This is a genomic window from Advenella sp. S44 (assembly GCF_002810445.1).
Classification (GTDB): Bacteria; Pseudomonadota; Gammaproteobacteria; order Burkholderiales; family Burkholderiaceae_B; genus Advenella.
In genome coordinates this window covers 299963-321820 of record NZ_NEXS01000003.1, presented here as the reverse complement: position 1 = coordinate 321820, position 21858 = coordinate 299963, and the positions used below count along the sequence as shown (strand labels likewise).

Genomic DNA, 21858 nt, shown 5'->3' with positions numbered 1-21858 from the left:
CGACAATCGCGCGCAAAAAAAAGCCAGAAACATGTTCTGGCTTTTTTTGTTATTCGACGACTGTTTTGCTGCGCAAACGAATATGCAATTCACGCAACTGCTTTTCGTCAACCGGTGACGGCGCCTGCGTAAGCAGACACTGAGCCCGCTGCGTTTTGGGGAACGCAATCACATCCCGGATGGATTCGGCACCAGCCATCAGGGTAACCAGGCGATCCAGTCCCAAAGCCAGGCCGCCGTGCGGCGGCGCGCCATACTGCAGGGCATCTAGCAGAAACCCGAATTTGGCACGGGCTTCTTCGTCGCTGATATTGAGCGCACGGAATACTTTGCTTTGCACTTCCTCCCGATGAATACGGACCGAGCCGCCACCGATTTCCCAGCCATTGAGCACCAGGTCGTAAGCCTTGGCGTAGGCTTTGGAAGGATCGGTTGTGAGGAAATCCTCGTGACCATCTTTTGGACTGGTGAACGGGTGATGGGCAGCGAAATAGCGACCCTCTTCTTCGTCGTACTCGAACATTGGGAAATCAACGACCCACAATGGCTTCCAGGAGTCTTCGAACAAGCCCGTGGACCTGGCAAAGTCACTGTGGCCCAGCTTCACACGCAAGGCGCCCATGGCATCATTAACGACCCTGGCCTTGTCGGCGCCAAAGAAAATAATGTCGCCCGCGGCTGCGCCTGAACGCTGCAGGATTTCGGCAATGGCAGCGTCATGCAGGTTTTTGACAATCGGAGATTGCAGGCCTTCACGCCCCTTGGCCGGGTCATTCACTTTAATCCACGCCAGGCCTCGTGCGCCATAAATACTGACGAACTGCGTGTAGTCATCAATTTCCTTGCGTGACAACTCGGCGCCGCCTGGCACGCGCAGCGCAACCACGCGTCCGCCCGGCTGTGCAGCGGCCGCGGAAAAGACTTTGAATTCGACGTCTTTCATGACATCGGTCAGTTCGGTAAATTCAAGTTTGACGCGCATGTCCGGCTTATCCGAACCGAAACGACGCATGGCCTCGTCCCAGCTCATAATCGGAAAGCTTGCGTCCAGCTCAACGTCCTGCACTTGCTTGAACACATGACGCACCATGCCTTCAAAGATTTCACGGATCTCTTCTTCATTCAGGAATGATGTTTCGCAATCGATCTGAGTAAATTCGGGCTGGCGATCCGCGCGCAAGTCTTCATCGCGGAAGCATTTGACAATCTGATAGTAGCGATCGAAGCCGGCCACCATCAGCATTTGCTTGAACAGTTGTGGAGACTGCGGCAGGGCAAAAAATTGTCCGTCATGCACCCGCGATGGCACCAGGTAGTCGCGCGCACCTTCGGGCGTGCTCTTGGTCAGCATGGGCGTCTCGATATCGATAAAGCCCAACTCATCAAGGAATTTGCGCACTTCAATGGAGACACGATAGCGCAGCATGAGATTGCGCTGCATTTGCGGACGACGCAGATCCAGCACGCGATGCGTCAGACGTGTAGTTTCAGACAGGTTTTCATCGTCAAGCTGGAACGGCGGCGTGACCGAGGCGTTAAGCACTTCGACTTCCCGGCACAACACTTCAATTTCACCGGAAACCAGTTCCTGGTTAGTTGTGCCTTCAGGGCGGCGGCGCACCAGACCGGTAATACGAATGCAATATTCATTGCGGATGCTTTCCGCGGTTGCAAACGCCTGCGCATTATCAGGATCGAACACAATTTGTGCGATGCCTTCACGATCACGCAGATCAATGAAGATCACGCCCCCATGATCGCGGCGGCGATGCACCCAACCGAAAAGGGTGACTGTTTGATCCAGCTGATCAAGGCTGACTTGACCGGTGTAGCAGGTACGCATGAAAAATGCTCCGAAATTCTTTGATTTTGTGTAAACGCTTGAAGCGACGCAGGTCAAAAACACCGCGTCGCCGCTGGCAGACGGCAAATTACGCCGCGCTGCCTTCAGATGAGGGTGGTGCTGGTGTTGTTGCTGCAGCGGGCGCGCTCTGTCCGGCGCTGCCGGTCTCCGGCTTGCCCGCGGCATTGCCGGCGCCATTGGCCCCGCCACCGCGAAAATCGGTTACGTACCAGCCAGAACCTTTTAGCTGAAAACCGGCCGCAGTAACCTGCTTGGAAAACGCACTCTGACCACACTCGGGACAGGCGACCAGTGGCGCATCGGACATTTTTTGCAGCACATCTTTGGCATGGCCGCAGGCGCTGCATTTATACGCATAAATAGGCACAACGAACTCGCAAAAAACAGAGGTGAACGGGATTTTACCCAAAAAAGCGGGGACTTATCCCCAAATTAACCCCTTATTTTATCGCAATTCACAGGCCTGTATTTCCCAGAAGTTGCACGGGCAGCAAAAACATCGCCGCCGCGACCAGCGTGGGAATCAGCGCCGCCAAAAACAGGTATTTGGGCGAGATCGCCTCGTCGGGAAAACAAGATTTCAGGATGGAAAACCCGGCCGGATTCGGCGCATTGGCAATAACGGTCAGGCCCCCGCCCGTCACCGCACCGGCAACAAGCATATAGCGCCAGACCTCGTTGGTGCCCTCCACCAATGAGCCCAGATAAGTCAGCGCAGCATTGTCGGTAATGGCGGTCAATGCAGTGGCGCCCCAATACAGCAGATCGGGCGACAAGCCAGCCAGCAGGTCCTGCAGCCACCATTGCTGCAACCCACCCAGCACGATAAGACCTGCCAGAAAGAATGCGACCATCAACGCCTCTTTGATCATCAGCTTGTCCTGATAGTGTTCATACGCGGTGCAATATCCGACAAACAGCATCATCAACCCGATAAACACGGCCGGATGGTGTGCAAACACCACAATACTTGCCAGGAAGGCCAGATGAATCAGAATCACGATGCGCGGCAACGGCCTGCGCGACTCGCTGTCGTTGCGAGTCTGTTCACAGGCATGCTCGCCGGCGGCCAAAAGCTCGTTGCGCATCAGAAAGGTAAGCACTCCGGCGTTGATCAAGACCGCGATGGCGGCTTTCCAGCCAAAATGGCTTGCCATGTAGACGGTATCCCAACCGAATGTACCGGACACCATCAGCACAGGAGGGGCTGCATACGAAGTGAGCACCCCGCCGATGGAAATATTGACAAACAGCACACCGACGGTCATATACTTGAACCGGGTGTGACTGCTATGATCAAAAAACGAACGCTTAAGTAGCAGAGCCGCCAGCGTCATGGCTGCCGGTTCGGTAATAAATGAACCCGCCAGCGGCACCAGGGTCAGCGTCAGCAGGAAAGTGGCAATTGAAGTATGCAACGGCACCACCTGCGCCAGATAGCGTACCGTTGTACCGACCATCACAAGAATGGGCCTGCTGGCAGCCACCACCATAATGGCAAACACAAACAGCGGTTCTGTAAAATTGCGGCTGTCCATGTATTTGACAGCACTATCGAGCCCGCCGGTCACACCCATGAAGATGATCAGAACGGCGGCCCATAAGCCGAATACCGCCTCGACTTCGGAAAAGGCATGCCACAAGCCTGAGTGAGGTCCGCCCTGATGTGCCTTCCTGGCAAAATACGGCACCGAAAAAGTGTGCACAATCGCGATCGCAAACAGCACCGTTGCGATCAATTCGATCTTATCGGGCATTATTATCCTTTATGTGTGACTGACAAATTGGGGGATTTTACGAACATCCCTATGATGATTTCAATCGAAACACGGGCAAGTAAGGGTTTATCTGTGTAGCACCACCCCGCCAAATGCCATCCCATACCGATGAAATCTACTGGCCGACCGTATCACAGGCGTCCAGCCATACCTGGCACAGCGCCTGCATACCCGCCTGATCTTCTTGCGTAAAGCGCCCCGGCCTGGGGCTGTCTACGTCCCAGACACCGATCAGCTGATTGTCCTTGTGCAACGGAATGACGATTTCCGAGCGCGATGCCACATCGCAGGCGATATGGCCGGCAAAGGCAAACACGTCGGGCACCAACTGCGCCTGACCGGTGGCTGCTGCCGTACCGCATACGCCTTTTCCGATAGCGATACGCACGCAGGCGATCCGGCCCTGAAAGGGACCAAGCACCAGTTCGTTACCATCATAGAAATAGAAACCGGCCCAGTTTAAATCGGGTACGGTATGATAAACGAGTGCCGCCAGATTGGCGGCATTGGCAATTCGGTCCGGCTCGCCATCAAAAACGGACCGAGCCTGGGAAACCAGGTTGTCGTACATGGCGGAAACCGACTTGAAGCCGGAAACATTATCGAAGCTGAACATAGGCTGTCTGACAGAATGAACGTCGCTGCAACGCCGCTTGGGCGCAAAACAGAACGCCCCGCGCGCATGAACGGCAAATTGGCTATGCGCTATTGGATGGCTTCCAACACCGCACAGTGGGGCTCCAATTGTACCCAGAATGCGGGCCATTACGGGAAAAGTCGCTGCCCGCCTGCCCGGATATTGCAGCCTGCCTGTTGCGCGCGCCCCCTTGAGCAGCAAAACCTTTAAAATCTCCTTTTTCGTACCACCGCAACGCCCTTGCGACATTTCAGATCAAAACATGCCCAGCATCCATTCCGATCTTAATGACATCCACCATAATGACTGGGTAGAACACTATCTTCCCGTGGCCTGGCGCCCTTATGCGCGACTGTGCCGGCTGGATCGGCCTGTTGGCACCTGGCTCACGCTTTTGCCGTGTATCGCGGCACTGATTCAGGCACAACACGGCCTGCCCACGCTGCTGCGCTTTGTCGTGTTCTGTCTTGGTGCCTTGCTGATGCGCAGCGTCGGCTGCACGATCAATGACATTTGTGACCGAGAATTCGACAAACATGTAGAGCGTACCCGCTTTCGTCCGTTGACCAGCGGGCAAATTACTCTGAAACAGGCCATTATCTTTCTGGTGGCGCAATTGGCGGTTGCCGGTTTGCTGCTGTTTTTCATCAATAGCTACAGCCGCTGGCTGGCCGTCGCGTTGGTGCCGCTGGTATTCCTTTACCCGTTGTGCAAGCGTTTTACCTACTGGCCCCAGGTGGTTTTGGGCATTGCCTTCAATTGGGGAATGCTGATGGCCTGGTCCGACACAACCAATAGCGTGCCGCTGGCGGCCATTCTTATGTGGATGGGCGCCGTCACATGGCAGATCGGCTACGATACGATTTACGCATATACCGACATGAAAGACGACGCACAGCTGGGATTGCGTTCAACCGCGCTTCGCTTTGGCGATCAGGGGCTGGCCTGGCTTATCGGATTTTACGCAGGCACCGTCATACTGTGGACCGTGCCCGGCATCATGCTGGGGTTTGGCTGGCTGTATTATGTCAGCATGCTGGTTATTGCCCTGCATTTCTACTGGCAACTGTCCACCTTTGACGTACGCAAGCCTGACCGCAGCTTCACGCTTTTTCGTGCCAATATCTGGACCGGCACGCTGCTGGTTGCCGGTTCCCTTGGCGGCACCTTGCTGTAATGCCTTCGGTGGAACAGGCGCCTTGGGAAGCCGCGTCCGACGCGCGTGGCACCCGGCAATTTCATTAGCCATGTTGCCGTGGGGCCCCACTGCGCCGTTGCAGAGCCGCATTGAAAGCGCCATACGCTTCAAACCGCCCGATTATTCGTCCCACGCTTTCCACATCTCCAATGCCCATCACCGGTTAACCTCGCTTTTTATCGCGCCAATACCACTCAAATACTTCAATAAATCCATAGGTTAACCGTTTTATTTCGGGTTAACCCTAATATAATTTTTTCGACAGATTCGGTACGCTCAGCGTCATCACCCAATCAGACTTGAGTTGCATATGGCTACGACTACCACATTAGGCATCAAGGTCGATATTGACCTGAAAAATCGCCTTCAATATCATGCAGATAAACTGAACTGCACCCCGCACTGGCTGCATAAGCAGGCGCTGATTACGTATCTGGAGCAGATTGAACGGGGCCTGACGCCCGACGAATTGCGTCACCTGACACCAACAACCACGGAAAGCGATAATGCCGTAAATTATCCGCTGGATAGCCGCAAGCCGCCATTCTATGAATTCGGTCAGGACGTGCAGCCGCAATCGGTGCTACGGGCGGCGATTACCTCGGCATACCGTCGGCCCGAACCCGAATGCGTTCCCCTGCTACTGGAGCAGGCGGCGCTGGCCAAGCCTGAACAGACGCGTGAACTGGCCCTCAAACTGGTCAAGTCACTGAAAGACAAAAGCCCCGGCGGCGGTGTCGAAGGCCTGATCCAGGAATTTGCGCTGTCCAGTCAGGAAGGCGTCGCCCTTATGTGCCTGGCCGAAGCGCTGCTGCGTATTCCAGACCGCGCCACGCGCGATGCCCTGATCCGGGACAAGATCAGTCACGGGGACTGGAAGTCCCATATGGGCAGCTCTCCGTCGCTGTTCGTCAACGCCGCCACCTGGGGCCTGATGCTGACCGGCAGGCTGGTCGCAGTCAACAGCGAGCAAAACCTGTCCAAGGCCCTCACCCGCATGATTGCCAAGGGGGGCGAGCCGCTCATTCGCCAGGGCGTCAATATGGCCATGCGCATGATGGGCGAACAATTTGTGTCGGGCCAGACAATTTCGTCGGCGCTGGCCAATAGCCGCAAATTCGAAGCCGAAGGTTTCCGCTACAGCTACGATATGTTGGGCGAGGCAGCCACCACCGCGGTCGATGCGCAACGCTACTATGAATCCTACGAGCAGGCGATTCATGCAATCGGCAAGGCTTCGGGCGGTCGCGGCATCTATGAGGGCCCAGGCATTTCGATCAAGCTGTCTGCCCTGCACCCACGGTATTCACGCGCCCAGCGTGACCGGGTCATGAGTCAATTGCTGCCACGGCTGGTAGCGCTGACGCGCCTGGCTCGTTCCTACGATGTCGGTCTGAACATCGATGCCGAAGAAGCCGACCGACTCGAACTTTCCCTGGATCTGCTCGAAGCCCTTTGCGCCGCCCGCGAATTCGAAGGCTGGAACGGCATCGGGTTCGTAATCCAGGCCTACCAGAAGCGCGCACCCCATGTGATCGATTATGTCATTGACCTGGGCCGTCGCACTCGTCATCGCCTGATGGTCCGGCTGGTCAAGGGTGCTTACTGGGATACGGAAATCAAACGCGCACAACTGGATGGGCTCGAAGACTATCCGGTCTATACCCGCAAGGTCTACACCGATGTTTCCTATCTGGCCTGCGCCCGCAAACTGCTGTCGGCACCCGATGCCGTGTATCCGCAATTTGCCACGCACAATGCGCAAACGCTGGCTGCCATTTATCACCTGGCAGGTAATAATTACTATCCGGGTCAGTACGAGTTCCAGTGCCTGCATGGCATGGGCGAAGCTCTCTATTCAGAAGTCGTCGGCAGCAAAAAACTCAATCGCCCCTGCCGCATTTATGCGCCTGTTGGCACACACGAAACGCTGCTGGCATATCTGGTGCGGCGCTTGCTGGAAAACGGCGCCAATACATCGTTCGTCAACCAGATCGGCGACGAAAACATTGATATCAACACCCTGGTTGCCAACCCGATCGAGGTGGCCAGCGCCATGACGCCGCTGGGTGCACCACACGAAAAAATTCCACTGCCACGCGATTTATACAGCACCGATGGCGAGCCCGGCAGACGCAATTCAAGCGGCCTGGACCTGACCAACGAGCATCGCCTGGGTTCACTGGCGGCGGCACTACTCAATGGCGCCACTCAGCCCTGGCTGGCCGCCCCCACGCTGTATGACGCAGACAATGAACAAAGCGATACCACCAGCCGCAAGCCAATGCTCAATCCGGCCGATCAGCGCGATGTGGTCGGTGAAGTCATTGAAGCGACCGCCGATGATGTCACCCAGGCCATGGCCGCGGCCACAACGATGGCGCCCATCTGGCAAGCCACGCCGATTGAAGATCGTGCCAGTGCCTTGCGTCGCGCTGCCCAATTGCTGGAATCGCGCATGCAGCCCCTGCTTGGCCTGATCGTGCGCGAAGCCGGCAAGTCCCTGCCCAACGCCATTGCAGAAGTGCGCGAGGCCGTCGATTTCCTGCGCTATTATGCCGACCAGATCGAAGACGACTTCAATGAAGATCGACATCGCCCCCTGGGCCCGGTACTGTGCATCAGCCCGTGGAACTTTCCGCTGGCAATTTTCACCGGGCAAGTGAGCGCCGCGCTGGCAGCGGGCAACACCGTACTGGCCAAACCCGCCGAGCAAACGCCATTGATCGCAGCCCAAGCCGTCGCCATTCTGCATGAAGCCGGCATCCCCAAAGAAGCGGTACAACTGCTGCCAGGCCCAGGTGAAACCGTGGGCGACCAGCTCGTATCCCATCCGGACATTCGCGGCGTCATGTTCACCGGCTCGACCGAGGTGGCGCGCATTATTGCGGGCAAGCTGGCGGCGCGCCTGGACAATCATGGTCATCCGATCCCGCTGATTGCTGAAACCGGCGGCCAGAATGCGCTGATTGTCGACTCCTCTGCACTGGCCGAGCAGGTGGTATACGATGTGCTCAATTCGGCATTCGATTCTGCCGGACAGCGCTGCTCTGCCCTGCGGGTGCTGTGCATTCAGGAAGATGCAGCCGACCATGTGCTGACTATGATCAAGGGCGCAATGAAGGAACTGTCCGTCGGCCGCCCCGACTTGCTCTCTACCGACGTGGGCCCGGTCATTGACGAGCAGGCGCGCCAGATTATTGAGCGTCATATCCTGAAAATGCGTCAGTCTGGCCATATCGTTGAACAGTTGCCGCTTGACGGCGCCACCGACAAGGGCACGTTTGTCGCACCTACCATTATCGAACTTAATGACATCAGCGAACTGGAGCGCGAAGTGTTCGGTCCGGTCCTGCACGTTGTGCGCTACAAACGGGCGGAACTGGACGCGCTGATCGACAAGATCAATGCGACAGGTTATGGACTGACCTTCGGTATTCACTCTCGCATAGACGAGACCATTGCCCGCGTCAGCAGCCGCATTCACGCTGGCAACATTTATGTCAACCGCAATATCGTGGGCGCGGTAGTTGGCGTTCAGCCTTTCGGTGGCCAGGGTCTATCAGGCACCGGGCCCAAGGCGGGCGGCCCGCTCTATCTGTATCGCCTGCTCTCCCAGGGCAACGACGATATGCCAAGAGGGGTCGACCTGCCGGGCCTGAACCCTGCCGGCACGTTGTTGCCAGGCCCTACCGGCGAGACCAATGTGTATCGGCTGGTGCCGCGCGGCACCGTGCTGGCCTGGCCTGCCTCTGCCGAAGGCGCCGGTCTTCAACTGGAGCAAATTCTGGATTCAGGCAATCAGGCCCTGTTTGTGGACACGCCGTCGGTACGGGAATGGATAAGCGCAATCGCCCGGGCCCAGGCTGTCCAGCCCATCGAGTTTATTGCTGAAGACCGCATCAGCGATGCGGCGCTGGATGCTGCCCTATTCGAAGGCGATGGCGACACCCTGCGCCGATTGAATCTGCAATTGGCTGCAAAGAAAGGCCCGATTGTCATTGCCCAGGGCCTGCAAACGGATGAAATCCTGCAGGGACGTCGCTATGCCATCAGTGGCCTGGTCCATGAGCAGAGTATCAGCACCAATACCGCGGCAGCCGGCGGTAACGCCAGCCTGATGACTATCGCTTAAAACCAGCCAGGCGTTAAACGCAGGCAGCGTTAGTGGCCTGCAAGTGCGCATCCGGTCTGTTTTACAGCAGGCGCACTTGCACCCGCCTCTGCCCCTATCGGGACAAAAAATGCACTGCAGGAAACGGAATGAAAATCCGGATTCTGACAGTGCTTTTTTGTGTACAGCGTGTCGGTCAGCGATGGGGGCTGGAACACGACCCTGGCTGGCGGCAGGCGAACACGGTTTTGTTCGAGTCCGCCAGCGGTGGCCGGACCGCTGTCAGTTGTCTGACTCTTGGTCTGCAGGTGTAGCTTGTGCCGGGTCATCAGGCGTGGCTTGTTCCGGGTTATCTGGTGCAGCTTGTTCCGGGTTATCTGGTGCAGCTTGTTCCGGGTTATCTGGTGCAGCGTCGGACGGGGCAGGGCTGGTCTCATCGGCAGGCGGCGGCTGCGGATTGGGCGAAGCCGGCAAGGCAGAGTCAGGGACGGCATTGGGGTCGCTGGCCGGCGGCAAACCGGGTCCCCGTTTGATATCGGCATTGGCAATCGTAATCAAATCCTGGCCGATTCTGTCGGACCAGTTCTGCACAACGCCGGATGTGGCGCTCTTGAATGCCGCCTGCTGCTGGTCGGTCAGCTGTGTTACCTGCACACCTGCCTGCGTCAGTTGGCTGACTGTCTTATCAAGCGCCTGTCGGGCTGTCTGCGCGGTCTGGATCGGGGCCGTTTCGCTCATTGCCTGCTCTGCGGCCTCGCGAACCCGTTGCTGGTCGTCGCGGGACCAGTTGTTCCAGACGTTCTTGTTGACGGCGATAAAAATCGGCTCTGCCGGATAATTCCACATTGTCAGATATTTCTGGCCCATTTCATTGAATTTAAAGCCAGTAAAAACCGATAGGGGATTGTCTTGTCCATCAATGGCCTTTTTCTGCAAAGCATCGGGTAAACTCGTCAGATTCAGCTGTACCGGCGCGGCGCCCAGCGCCTTGAAAAAGTCCATAAAGAGTGGCAGGCCGATCACGCGGATCCGCATACCCTTCAGATCGGCAGGCGACTGCACCGGCCGCAGCGAGTTACTTAGCTGGCGGTAGCCCGAGGTTCCCCATGCCAGGGTGACGATGCCCGCCTTGTCCATATTGTCACGCACCAGGTTACCCAGGTCGCCCCGGATCAGCGCCGCGGTGCCATCAATGTCGGGAATAAAAAATGGAAGGGAGAACACCGACAGCGCGCGGAACTGGCTTGACCAGTTACTTGCGGAAGCGACAGCCATATCGGCTACACCCTGGCGCACGGCCGTCGCTTCGCGGGTCTGCTCGCCTTTGACCAGCGATGCATTGGGATACATCCGGATATTGACACGTCCTTCCGTTTTCTCCGCGACCAGATCTCGCCAGCGCTTGGCAGTCCTGCCGATCACAATGCGCTCGTCGGACACAAACGAAAGCGAGTACTCAGGCTTATAGCCACCCGCACTTTGCGCCGTAGCCACAGGAGCATGCAGCAACAATAATGCCGCACAGGCCCCCGGAAGAAAAAACCTGCGCAATACTACCCTTTTCATCCCGTCCACATCCGTATTAGTGATTGATCTTACCCCGCATGTTACTGGAATTGATGTACAACTGTGATATTTTCACCGGCCTTGACGGTAATCACCCGAACATAGCGCGGCAAATCTCCGTTTGTAATCATGACATTATAGGTGCCCGGATCCAGCCGCAGACTGCGAAATGGCGGACTGGCACCACGCGAACGTCCGTTGATGAATACATTACCCCACGGCCGGATCACAAATGAAACTGTGCCTTTTGATGCATTGCTCGTAGCGCCTGCGTTGCGCTCGGCGCGCGCCTGGGCAGCTCGGCGGCGTTCACGCTCCTTCTTCAGGCGTGCATCTTCCTGACGCGCCTTTTCCAGCGCTGCCTTTTCCTGGGCAAGCTGGTTCTGATCTTCTTCGCGAGCGGCATCTGCCGCTTTCATCTCAGCGGACTCATTCGCGGCTGAGGCGGGTGCGGTATTGGTCGCCGCAGCCGCCGGACCGCCCGAGGCAGCAGCGGCAGCCGCAGTTGCTGCACTCGCGCCCGCCTGCCCTGCCGGTGCCGTCGCACCGTTGGTATTGCCTGTGACCGGCGCGGCAGACGACTCCGTGGCAGCAGACGTTTGTGAGTCGGTGGCTGCGCCTGTGTCACCCGCATCCGCCGTGCCGGTTTCCTGCGCTGTCGTGCTGGCCGGCTCCGATGACGCGGTCGGTGCCGATGCGGCCTCTGATGTAGCTTCTGATGTGGGCGATGCCGATGGTGTGGTCGATGTCGTAGTATCGGTCGCCGGCGCACCAGAACCCGTGTCAGGGGAGGAAGACGATGTCAAAGGCGAAGCCTGGCTCTCAGCGGCCAATCGCGCCTCTTCCGCTTTGGCCGCCTCTTCGATGCGCCTGGCCTCTTGCTCGCGGCGCGCCTGGTCGGCAGTCACTTGCGGGTTGCCAGACTCACTGGCCGAGTCGCCAGACGCAGCGGTATCACCGGAGCTTGCCGGATCGCCCGCCTGCCCCGTGGACATCGAGCTGGTATCCGTTGATGATGATGCGCTGCCTTCCGTAGTTGCAACTGATGCAGCACTGTCCGGACCTGCAGCCGACTCAGTCACTGCAGGTTCTGTTGCCGGCGCAGCAGGTGTCGAGTCTGACGTTGCCGCCCCACTGCCTGCGCCCTGGTCCGCAGCGGAAGTCGCAGCTGACGGTGTAGCGGAAGTTGAAGAAATCTGTTCGGCAGAATCAGACGGGGCCGCAGTTTCCGGTGTCGCTGCGGTCGAAGAAATTTGCGCGGCCGCATCAGAGGTGGCCGCGCTTTCCGGATTACCAGTATCGTTTGAAGCAGCGCTATCTGCAGCGGCGCTTGAACCGGCTGTTGCCGACTCTGATTCCGGTGTCGTAGCATTTTCGGCTGTTGTTGCAGTAGACGTCTGCGTATCAGTGGAAGACTCGCCGGACTGACCCGCTGCCGGCGATGAGCTCGAATCGCTTGGCGTCGCTGAAGGCGCTGAGCGATCTGTCGCTGCCGTTTCCGGGGCACTATCGCTCGGCACTTGTCCGCCAAACCCAAAATACGCGCCTGCTGCGATGGCGGCCAGTACAACCGCGACCAGCAGGACCGGCGCCTTTTTTCTTTCCCCGCCTGGCGGCGGGGGATCGCCGGCGCTATCATCAGCACCCGCACCACCACGACCTCCACCACCGGCTGAGCCGGCCTGCAAACGCGATTCGCTCTTGGCCGGTTCTGTAGCGGCTTGGGTAGGGCTGTCATCTTCTGGTCCGGCCTGGTCCTGCTCATCCGGTGACGACTCGGAGAGCGGCGCTTCGCGGTATTGCGCGTCGCTGGCGGCGGCGACCTCATCATGCGACTTGGTTGTCATGGACGGTGTTGGCGATTTTTCGGCACTGGCCTGTGCCTCTTTTGCCGCTTCAGCCCGGATCAGTTCCTGCCGCTTTTGTTCTTCGCTGGCCTGTTCCTGTCTGGCCTGTTCCTGCTCAAGTTGTTCCTGTCTGGCTTGTTCTTGGTCAATCTGCTCATGTTGGGCCTGTTCTTGCCTGGCTTTTTCCTGGCTAGCTTTTTCCTGACTAGCTTGTGCCTGCCTGGCCTGTTCTTGTCGTATCTGCTCTTGCCGCAATTGCTCGCCGCTGGCTTGTTCCTGTACAGTCTGTTCCTGCTTCGCTTGTTCTTGTCTGGCCTGCTCCTGCCGGCCCTGTTCTGTCCCGGCCGCGTCGGCCAGACCTGCTTGCCCCTGCGCAGCGTCGTGCGCCTGGGGTGTCTGTGTCGCCGGCTGCGCCGTTGCCTGGCCGGTTGCCGGTGCCTCGTCTGCCGCCGCATTGGATGCCGTATGACCCGCGGCTGGACTCAGAATTGCCTGCGCTGCCAGCCCGCCTGCGACGGCCCCTGGTACAGCCGATGGATGCGCCGGCGAACCCGGGCTGGCTGCCGACAAGCCCATCATGGCCGACAGCTCATCGACCGACTGCAGCCGCAACGATGATTGCAGCACGGTACTCAGGTCGACGGTGCGCAGAAACTGGCGTGAGTACCCCGCTGGCGCAGATGCGACCAGCGGCTCTTGGGTATCCTTGACAAAACGGCGTACCGGGCTTTGCGGTGCCTCTGAACAAATCAGAGCCCGCAGCAGCGACCCCAGGCCGTACACATCGGTCCAGGGGCCGATACGCCAGGCCGGATCGTCGGTCTGCAATTCGATGGCGGCAAAAGATTCGCAACCTGCTATGGCTTGGGCACCCTGCTTGACAAAAGGCTGGCCCGCGCCGGGAAGCAACTTGGCACGTCCGACCGGATCCAGGAACACAGTTTGTGGCGACCAGACTGCGTAAACACGCTGCTGCGCATGCAGCGCCTTCAGTTGCGGCAGCAAATCGAGCACCAGATCTTCCAACTGACCCTGGGATGCGGATCCTGTTCCCAATGGAGTCTTATCCAGCGACTGCCATGAAGGATCAGCGTTACGTATAAGGTCCTGTATTGAGATCGCCATAATGTTGTTTCCTATGCCAGGCTGGTCAAATGCATTAATGGGTAAATAACTACAACCTGAAATTCGTGTGCGTAATAAACAGCGAATTGAACAGGGTAATATTCAGCGCCCCGCCGTGCACCAGCGATTTTTGCGCGGCGCCGTTGGCCTGATTGGTCCACCAGTAACTGTTGTGTGCATCACTGTTAAAGCACAGCGCCAGTTCCGGCCAGCGCGAATCATCCTGATCCAGTTTCTCGATGGGCGGGGTCTCATGTCCGCCGTTCAGAATATCCAGTATATCGCTACTGCCGTCATCTTCAACTACCTGTGTCGAGGCCCGGGTCAGCATTTGCGTCAACGTGCCGCGAGCGCCCTGGATATTTTGCTCGAACTGTGCCGCCGAGCATCCATGCCCGACCGCCGCCAGCAAGCTGCGTCCAAGGTGTTCATAAAACCGTCCCGATCCCGAGACTTGTTGTGCCTGATATTGCGCCGCCGGCACATATAGCACAGCCAACAATGGATAGGCGCGCCCTACCCGGTCGCGACTTGGCGCCAGACAGCCCATTTGCACCATATCGCATCCCAGCGAGGCCGGGATCAGGAAATTCCAGATAGGCGCGCTCAGATATTCCTGCTCGGCCGTCAGCAGTACCGATTGGTGCATGGCGACCAGTCCGGAACTGAGCCAGCGGTGCCACCAGCCAATAATGTTCTGGTCGAGCCGTCGATGCACAAAATCCCCGCTGGAAGGCATTTTTCCATACCAGCCCAGCGAGTCTGATAGTTGGTCAATACTGATCCCGTCCATATCTAACCCTTCCCCGGACATCTGAAACTGCGCATATCGCTCAGACGAAATGGACTCTTGGCTGAATAGGCAGTGAACTCCAGCGTCACCCGGCGACCGCCAATATTGAAAGTGGCGAGCGTCACTTCCGGTGAGCGCCCCTGGCGCTGACTGGCTCGATCGAGCAGGCGATTCAGTGCCCACGGGCCCGAGGCAGAAATACCCGACGTTCCGACTTGCGGCTGCAGGCTGATGCTGACCTGGTTACTGCCCTGCTTGCCCGGCCATTCCAGTGTCGTTCCTACCTGCGGGCCGTGCGCGTATGTGAGCGTCTGGCCGTCCACTTCCATCACCATTTGGGTAATTTCCGGGTCCATATCAACGGGCCGCACCGCGACCTTGAAGGACGGCTCCATTTTACCGGCAGCAAAATACACATCGCGGATCACCGCCGCTTTTTCAAAGGAGTCCAAAAAACCGGCAACACCACCCTTGTTGCCATCAATGCCAGGCTTGAAGCGCCATTTGCCGCCACTCATGTCCACCAGGTTGGCCAGGTTGTCACGAAAAAACTGGTCCATCATCTGTTGCGGTCCAAAGAAACGCGCAAAGTCATTGGGCGCCACGTCCTTGGACGAATTGCCGAAAGGATAGCGGCCGGCAATGGACCTGCGGCAAAAATTGCCAAGCACCGCATTGACGTCCTCTCCCACTTTTTCCTGGCGAACCGCAGCCACCTGCCGCGATGCCGTGACAGACAGATCCGTCAACACGCCACCCACCGCCTCGGGCACCCGCCCGGCTTCGGCCTGCAGCTTGGTCAACACATCGGCCGGCGGCAGTGGACTCTGACTGCGCAAGGCCGTATCGGCAGCGGTCAGATAGGTATACAACTCGTTGAGCAGCCCGGTCGTGCCCTCAATCGGCGGGGGGACACCCTGGCCGGCGCTGCGTGCCAGTTCGCGATACTGTACAAAATGGTTATCAACGGTTTTTTCCAGTTTCTGGTCAGTCGCATCGCGGCGTATCGGATTGTCTATGCCGGTTGCGCCGAACATGGACTCCAGCGACTGGGTCGAGCCAGTCACGCGCTCGCGCGCCCGGTCAATCAGCGAACGCTGGTTTTCTTCGTCTTCGCGCAGCAACGTGGTCTCCAAAGCAACGCCTTTGACAAATTTGACCAGGGGCGAATTGGCGGAAGACAGGCTGCGGGCAATTTCTATGCTTTGCAGCATGGTTTGCGGCTCGCGCACCGAGACATCTGCCAGATAGTTGTCCCAGTACCGCACGTAGTCGTCAAAGTATCTTTTTTTTACATCTTCAAAGAGCTTGCGATTGCTACCATCGGCAAAGCTGCCTGCCTTGACCTGCAGCACCCAGGTATCGTCCTCGCGCAATTGCGTCGCCACATTTTCGACGTTCTTGCTGAAGACATTCCAATAGCCGTTATAGGTGTACAGCCCCGGAATCCCTTCGTTCAACGGCTTGCCGCTTTTGCGAAAAAAAACCGCAGACGCCTCGGCCCCGCCCAGTGTAATAAACGTGCTTTGCGTCAGGTTCTGCCCGGACAGCAGGCGCAGCATGCGGCTGTACACCCGCTGGGCCAAGGCATGGCGATCCAGATTGGCGCGCACCCGTTCGATCAGCGCGTCATTACGCGGAAATGGCGAGGACATCACGCCATTGTTGAACAGGCGATTGATATGAAATTTGAGCTGATCATAATCCTGCGTGGTGTACCCGGCCGGCAGAATTTTCTGCATGTCCGACAGCACCCACGACTGCAGGAAAGACGGATCATAATGCTCAGCATCGTACATCATGAGATAGGCGCGCAAAGCCTCGTATGAATACTCAAGATCGTCGGGCGGCGCGTTCTCCAGCGCATTTTCAATGCGGCGCGACACTTGCGGCAGCAATACCTGCTTGATTGTCTCATCGTAAATACTATTGGCCGCAGCGGCCAGTTTGCTGCCCTGGTAAAGTCCGAAAGTATTCCACACCGGCGGACTCTCAACCGGGAAATCCTCGCCATTGGGCAGGTCTGTCGTCGCATTCATGAACGGCACCAGACCCAGCACGTCGCCCGACTCGGTAATCTTAATGTCGCGGCTCAGTTGGTTAAACTCTGGCAGTTTATCGGTAACGTAATCCAGATAGTTGCGATTGTTCCGATAGCTGTTTAGCCACCCCAGCAGGCAAATGGCAAGAATGGCGGTCAGCAGCACATAGCCGCCCCACTGGATCGTACGATAGCGACGTTCCCATTTGAGGTTCAGGCCGGCCAGCATGGACTCGGGGAAAACGACGTCCTTGAGCAGGTTATGCAGGAAATAGCTCTTGCCCGCCTCCAGCGGTATACCCGGTCCCTGGTCGCGGATGCCTTCGATTTTCAGATATTTCCTGAGCTGGCCGGTGACCCGATCAAACGTCTGCCCGCCCTGCGTACCACTAGTGAAATAAATACCCCGAGGAATAACCACCGATTCAAACTTGGAACTGGAAAAAACATCGCTCAGAAAATGTCCCAATACCTGGCGCAGGCCGGCGAACTGCTGCGGCAGCAAATACGCCAGGGCCCGTCGTGTTTCATCCGGCTCTGCAGCCAGCACATCGGGCAACGCTTCGTAGAGCCGTTTTTGCAGCAGCTCATATTCGGCGTCGTAAGCGTCCATCAGTTTGAAATCGGGCTTTTGCGCCTGTTCATACGGAATCGTAAAACCCCAGACCTGGTCCAGTTCCTGACGGCTGAAGGTCGCAAAATAGGATTCAAATCCGGAAAGCAAATCGGTTTTGGTCACCAGCACGTATACCGGGAACTGAATGCCCAGTTCTTCGCGCAACTCCTGCAGGCGGCGACGCAGCACAGCGGCATGCGCCACGCGTTCGGTATCGGTCGCGCTAAGCAGGTCGGCCACGCTCACCGTGAGCATCACGCCGTTGATCGGCTGGCGGCCGCGATACTTGGTCAGCAGGTTCAGAAACCCTTTCCACTCCTGTTCGTCGCCCGTCGGATCACTTTCATGCGTGGTATAGCGGCCTGCCGTATCCAGCAACACCGCCTCGTCGGTGAACCACCAGTCACAATTGCGGGTACCGCCAATGCCCTTGAGGGCAACCTTGCCGAAACGATCAGCCAGCGGGAAATTAAGACCCGAATTGACCAGTGCAGTGGTTTTGCCAGAGCCCGGTGCGCCGATAAAAACATACCATGGCAACTGATACAGATATTGCTTGGAAAAGCGCGCCAGCGGCGACTTGCTCTGGCCGGCTTCAAAACGCGAGTTGCGCAGCAGTGTAATGGCTTCATCAAACCGCTCGGACAGGACCTTGATCTCTGCCCGCTCGGCTTCGGGCATTGCCTTGAGTTCCGCTTCGGGACGGGGCTTGCGCAACTGACCCAGCAATTGTGCATTGAGCCGCCCTTCTCGCCACTTGCGCCAGATAATGCGCAGCAGCCAGATGCCCCAAATGGTGCCGATGACCCAAAGACGCACTTTGGGCGAATCCAGCAAGTACCAGTTATTGACCGACAGGCTCGGACCGATCGTCCATATCAAAAACGAGATGACCAGCAGGCCCAGAAAAACCCACAGGCCGCGACTGAAAAGAAAACTGAAAAAGCGACTGATCATCGGTTTGCCCCCCGCTCAGGCATGGCCGACGGATCGGCAGGGGCAGACGCGCCCGGGGCAACAGGTGAAACAAGCAAGGTAATCTCCACGCGCCGATTGCGCGCCCGGTTTTCTGCGGTATCATTGGGCGCCACGGGATCGGCTTCGCCGCGACCCTCTGCACGCACCCGCAATTTATCAGCCAAGCGTTCATCCAGCAGTTTTTTGACTGCATCAGCCCGGGCCTGGGACAGCTCCCAGTTAGATGGGTATTTAATAGTCTTAATAGGTACGTTGTCGCTGTATCCGGTCACCAGGATATTGCCCTGCACAGCATTGAGCGCATCGGCCACACGGGAGAGCACCGGCAGATATTGCGAGCTGATGCCATCAGCGCCCGATTCAAACAGCCCATCGCCGCGCAGCACGATCACACTGCGATCGGCTTCGTCGCGCACCGTCAGCAAATTCTCGCGAATTTCAGGCGCAAGAAACGGCGCAATCCGGTTGGTCTTGACTGGCTCGCGTTTTTCCTGTTTCGGCGCACTGATCTGCACCGTAGGCGGCTTGATTTTGATCACATCAGCAAACAGCTTGTCCGAGCGGTCTCCCAGGCTCCATTGCAAACCCAGAAAAGACACAAAACCCAAGGCCACAGCCAGAACCGCAAACACCCACAACGGAATCGGCAGACGTCTTACCTTGTTCAGAATTGGCGCATCCTGCCAGTGCGGCGACAATGCGGCGGCGTATTGGCCACGGGCATTGCGCAATATCAGCAACAGGCGCTGGCGCAGTGTCTCCAGCTGCGAGCGACCATTGTCCACGACGCGGTAACGACCTTCGAAACCGAGCACCAGACAGTAGTAAAGCAGTTCCAGCAAATCGATATGCTGTGCGGGGTTCTGCGACAGCTTGGCCAGCAACTGGAAGAATTTTTCGCCCCCCCAGGTCTCGTTATGGAATGTCACCAGCAGGCTGTTGGCCGACCACATCCCGCCGCCGCCCCAGGGGGTCAACGCTGCCGCTTCATCCAGCGCGGTGCATAGGCAATAACGCGCACCCAGAATCGTCTCATTGCGTATGCCCGCATGCTGCGCACGCAATTCAAACTGACGCACTTCATCCACCAGATGCTCACGCAACTGGGCAGGCGAAGGATGCGAACGCGTGTTGCGAATCTGGGGAATCAGCACCAGCAGCGGATTGGCTGCGGCAACCAGGGTATTGGAACCGCTGATGACATAGTCATCAGGCCGCAACTTGCCTGCCTCGGGCATTGCAGTGGAGTTTGCCCAGGGACCTATTGGTGTCCCGGCGTAATTTTCTGCCATGTTTACCTGTCCCGATCCTCTCTGATCGCCCAGAACTCAAGTGTCAGTCCCGGAAACTCCCCGGCAAGATGCAGCGCCAGCGCGCCGGTGCGTTCCAGCTGTTTCCACATATCGCCGGTTTTCTCCAGGGAAAAATAAATGTGCCCGGCACTGTACGGCAACTGACGCGGCACGTTGGTGACCGGTTTCAAAGACACGCCTGGCAATTGCAGATGCACCAGATCACGGATACGCTCTACCGGCCCCAACTTGACCTGTGCGGGAAAGCGCGTGCGTGTCAGCTCTGCCGGCATGTCCGCATGCACGGCAATAATGAACTCGGCCGACTGCAGCAGATGCGGGTCGGTAACCTGCCCCACCCGCAATCCCTGGCCTTTGTCATGCAGCGGTATGCGAATGGCCTGCTCTTCCAGAATGGTGGTGAGGGCCCGGCGCAGCACCTGCATCAGCGGCTCAAAGCTGACGCGCAAATCATCATGTACATAAGCCGGAAATGTCTCCATGCGCTTTCCCGTGCCCGAAAACGTGGCCATGTCGCTGGCCAGCATCAGAAAATCGTGGAAAATCCGTTCCGGATGTAAATTGCCAAGTGTCGTCATGTGCCACAGGGCGCCACGATAGCGATTGATGGTTTCCAGAATCAGGAATTCGGAAACCTCGGCCACCCCGCCGCGACCCGGCTGGTTCAAGCGGGCGGCCAGCAACTCGCTACGCGCATTGAGTAGCCCGAACAGTTCGCGGATAAAGCTGGTCAGCGCAAAACTGACGTGGCTGGACAGTACCGGCGGAATATAAGTGAAATCGAGCACCACCTTGTTGTCTGCGCTGCGCTCCGTGACACGGGCCAGCGGCATACCGATCCACTCGTCACCGAAATCAGATTCAAGCATGAGCCGAAAGCGCAACCGGCCAACCTGGACAACTGCCGTTCCGAGCGAGACTTCACAAGTGTCAACCACTTCTTCTTCAATAACGCTATAGCGAGCCAGTGAGTCGGCCGTCTCTTCAAACACCACGTCTTCGGCGCCTTCCCGTACACGCGGAATGGCCAGGTATATCCGCGTGTCCAGGGTGCCGGCGGGCACCTCAAATGCAAACGGCGCAGACTCGGCATCAAAGCTGAATGGCGTGCCGTCGGGAAACAGACCTGTTGCTTTTTTCAGTGCGATCTTTCCCAGCGCCAGGGCATCGATATCGATATCCAGGTCCTGGAAACCCCAGAACACACTTGAAATGCTTTCAATGCGCACCCGCAGATTGTGTTCCAGGAATCGCTCGAACTGCTGAAAATGATGAGGGCGAAGAAACATTCCCTCGGACCAGACTACTTTATCTTTTATGCTCATAAAACAATCTGCAGTTTATTTTGGTTCTGTTTTGTTGACGTTAATAGCGGCTCTCTGCACATCAACGCGAATACGGGCTTCGTTGGGAGAGAACTGCCAGAATTTATAGAAATTGGTGGTCTCAGCTTCCGGCAGGTCTACGACCAGACGCCATTGGCTGTTATTCAGGTCACGGTACGATGCAACAATACCGATAGCCTTGGCCTGGGTATTGCCCGAAGCCTTGATTTCCTCGGTACTTCCCGGCTTGATGATGCTTGAATTGACCTCAAGCATCTGGTCACCCAGTACGGCTCGCGGATCCTTCATCAGGGCAAAATAGTTGGCCGTGTCAAATGCATTGGTTGACTTCAGTTCGTATATCGTGATCTTAATGGGAGAAGGCTTGCCCGAAGCATTGGGGTTTACCTGACTATCTGCTTTTAATTCGACAATGTAGGGAACCGCCATTTTGGATTCAGTGGAAGCACACCCGGCTAGCGCAGCAGCGCCGATCAGACCGACTGTCCCCAGCTTTATGATCTTGTTATAAATTGATGTCATTTACCATGTCCTCATTCAATAGCCTGCAATTGCTGACCGTGCGTTGGCACAGCTGGCGATTGCCGCCGTAATCTGCATTTGCAGACCGAGCTTTATGCCAGTTGCTGTCTGTCCCGTCGG

Annotated in this window: 13 protein-coding genes; 2 read left to right on the top strand and 11 right to left on the bottom strand. The window is 57.4% G+C overall.

What is annotated here, in order from left to right; translation table 11 throughout:
* Positions 1–49: 49 nt before the first annotated feature.
* From aspS to CAP48_RS05450, 4 genes are all read right to left on the bottom strand, one after another.
* The gene (gene aspS / locus CAP48_RS05465; protein WP_100696633.1) at positions 50–1843 is read right to left on the bottom strand and encodes an aspartate--tRNA ligase; all 1794 of its coding nucleotides are present in this window, start codon (positions 1841–1843) and stop codon (positions 50–52) included.
* Between the two features lie 88 nt (positions 1844–1931).
* The gene (locus CAP48_RS05460; protein ID WP_100696631.1) at positions 1932–2231 is read right to left on the bottom strand and encodes an FmdB family zinc ribbon protein; all 300 of its coding nucleotides are present in this window, start codon (positions 2229–2231) and stop codon (positions 1932–1934) included.
* Positions 2232–2319: 88 nt separating this feature from the next.
* Entirely contained in the window at positions 2320–3621 is a 1302-nt protein-coding gene (locus CAP48_RS05455) for a putative Na+/H+ antiporter (protein ID WP_100695007.1), read from the bottom strand.
* A 136-nt stretch (positions 3622–3757) separates the two neighbouring features.
* Positions 3758–4258 carry a GAF domain-containing protein gene (locus CAP48_RS05450; RefSeq protein WP_100695006.1) on the bottom strand — a complete coding sequence of 167 codons (501 nt, stop codon included), beginning with the start codon at positions 4256–4258 and terminating at the stop codon, positions 3758–3760.
* A gap of 283 nt (positions 4259–4541) precedes the next feature.
* On the opposite strand from CAP48_RS05450, the gene ubiA reads away from it, so the two are divergent.
* Together ubiA and putA are read left to right on the top strand one after the other, a co-directional pair.
* A complete protein-coding gene (gene ubiA, locus CAP48_RS05445) occupies positions 4542–5456 on the top strand; it encodes a 4-hydroxybenzoate octaprenyltransferase (protein ID WP_100696629.1) in 915 nt (304 codons plus the stop codon).
* Positions 5457–5787: 331 nt separating this feature from the next.
* Positions 5788–9612 (top strand): trifunctional transcriptional regulator/proline dehydrogenase/L-glutamate gamma-semialdehyde dehydrogenase, encoded by a 3825-nt coding sequence (gene putA / locus CAP48_RS05440; protein WP_100695005.1) that lies wholly within the window; start codon positions 5788–5790, stop codon positions 9610–9612.
* A 261-nt stretch (positions 9613–9873) separates the two neighbouring features.
* Here the strand turns inward: putA and dctP are convergent, their stop codons facing one another.
* From dctP to tssJ, 7 genes are read right to left on the bottom strand one after another with little or no spacing between them, the layout of a single operon-like run.
* Positions 9874–11157: a TRAP transporter substrate-binding protein DctP gene (dctP, locus tag CAP48_RS05435; protein ID WP_100695004.1), complete on the bottom strand. Its 1284-nt coding sequence runs from the start codon at positions 11155–11157 to the stop codon at positions 9874–9876.
* Between the two features lie 41 nt (positions 11158–11198).
* On the bottom strand, positions 11199–14129 hold the full coding sequence (locus CAP48_RS05430) for a hypothetical protein (RefSeq protein ID WP_100695003.1): 2931 nt from the start codon (positions 14127–14129) through the stop codon (positions 11199–11201).
* A 49-nt stretch (positions 14130–14178) separates the two neighbouring features.
* A complete protein-coding gene (gene tagF, locus CAP48_RS05425; protein ID WP_100695002.1) occupies positions 14179–14922 on the bottom strand; it encodes a type VI secretion system-associated protein TagF in 744 nt (247 codons plus the stop codon).
* A gap of 2 nt (positions 14923–14924) precedes the next feature.
* Positions 14925–18536 (bottom strand): type VI secretion system membrane subunit TssM, encoded by a 3612-nt coding sequence (gene tssM, locus CAP48_RS05420; protein ID WP_100695001.1) that lies wholly within the window; start codon positions 18534–18536, stop codon positions 14925–14927.
* Complete coding sequence (locus CAP48_RS05415) at positions 18533–19849, bottom strand: DotU family type VI secretion system protein (protein ID WP_100695000.1); 1317 nt, start codon at positions 19847–19849, stop codon at positions 18533–18535. Before CAP48_RS05415 ends, tssM begins: the two co-directional genes overlap by 4 nt.
* A gap of 2 nt (positions 19850–19851) precedes the next feature.
* Positions 19852–21195 carry a type VI secretion system baseplate subunit TssK gene (gene tssK, locus CAP48_RS05410; RefSeq protein WP_100694999.1) on the bottom strand — a complete coding sequence of 448 codons (1344 nt, stop codon included), beginning with the start codon at positions 21193–21195 and terminating at the stop codon, positions 19852–19854.
* Positions 21196–21210: 15 nt separating this feature from the next.
* Complete coding sequence (gene tssJ, locus CAP48_RS05405; protein ID WP_192871292.1) at positions 21211–21738, bottom strand: type VI secretion system lipoprotein TssJ; 528 nt, start codon at positions 21736–21738, stop codon at positions 21211–21213.
* Between the last annotated feature and the right edge of the window lie 120 nt (positions 21739–21858).

Bases quoted from the DNA above. Each gene is read 5' to 3' on its own strand.
- tagF (WP_100695002.1), bottom strand. From the start codon at position 14,922: ATGGACGGGATCAGTATTGACCAACTATCAGACTCGCTGGGCTGGTAT.
- aspS (WP_100696633.1), bottom strand. From the start codon at position 1,843: ATGCGTACCTGCTACACCGGTCAAGTCAGCCTTGATCAGCTGGATCAA.
- tssK (WP_100694999.1), bottom strand. From the start codon at position 21,195: ATGAGCATAAAAGATAAAGTAGTCTGGTCCGAGGGAATGTTTCTTCGC.
- tssJ (WP_192871292.1), bottom strand. From the start codon at position 21,738: ATGACATCAATTTATAACAAGATCATAAAGCTGGGGACAGTCGGTCTG.
- CAP48_RS05455 (WP_100695007.1), bottom strand. From the start codon at position 3,621: ATGCCCGATAAGATCGAATTGATCGCAACGGTGCTGTTTGCGATCGCG.
- CAP48_RS05450 (WP_100695006.1), bottom strand. From the start codon at position 4,258: ATGTTCAGCTTCGATAATGTTTCCGGCTTCAAGTCGGTTTCCGCCATG.
- ubiA (WP_100696629.1), top strand. From the start codon at position 4,542: ATGCCCAGCATCCATTCCGATCTTAATGACATCCACCATAATGACTGG.
- dctP (WP_100695004.1), bottom strand. From the start codon at position 11,157: ATGAAAAGGGTAGTATTGCGCAGGTTTTTTCTTCCGGGGGCCTGTGCG.
- CAP48_RS05415 (WP_100695000.1), bottom strand. From the start codon at position 19,849: ATGGCAGAAAATTACGCCGGGACACCAATAGGTCCCTGGGCAAACTCC.
- putA (WP_100695005.1), top strand. From the start codon at position 5,788: ATGGCTACGACTACCACATTAGGCATCAAGGTCGATATTGACCTGAAA.
- tssM (WP_100695001.1), bottom strand. From the start codon at position 18,536: ATGATCAGTCGCTTTTTCAGTTTTCTTTTCAGTCGCGGCCTGTGGGTT.
- CAP48_RS05430 (WP_100695003.1), bottom strand. From the start codon at position 14,129: ATGGCGATCTCAATACAGGACCTTATACGTAACGCTGATCCTTCATGG.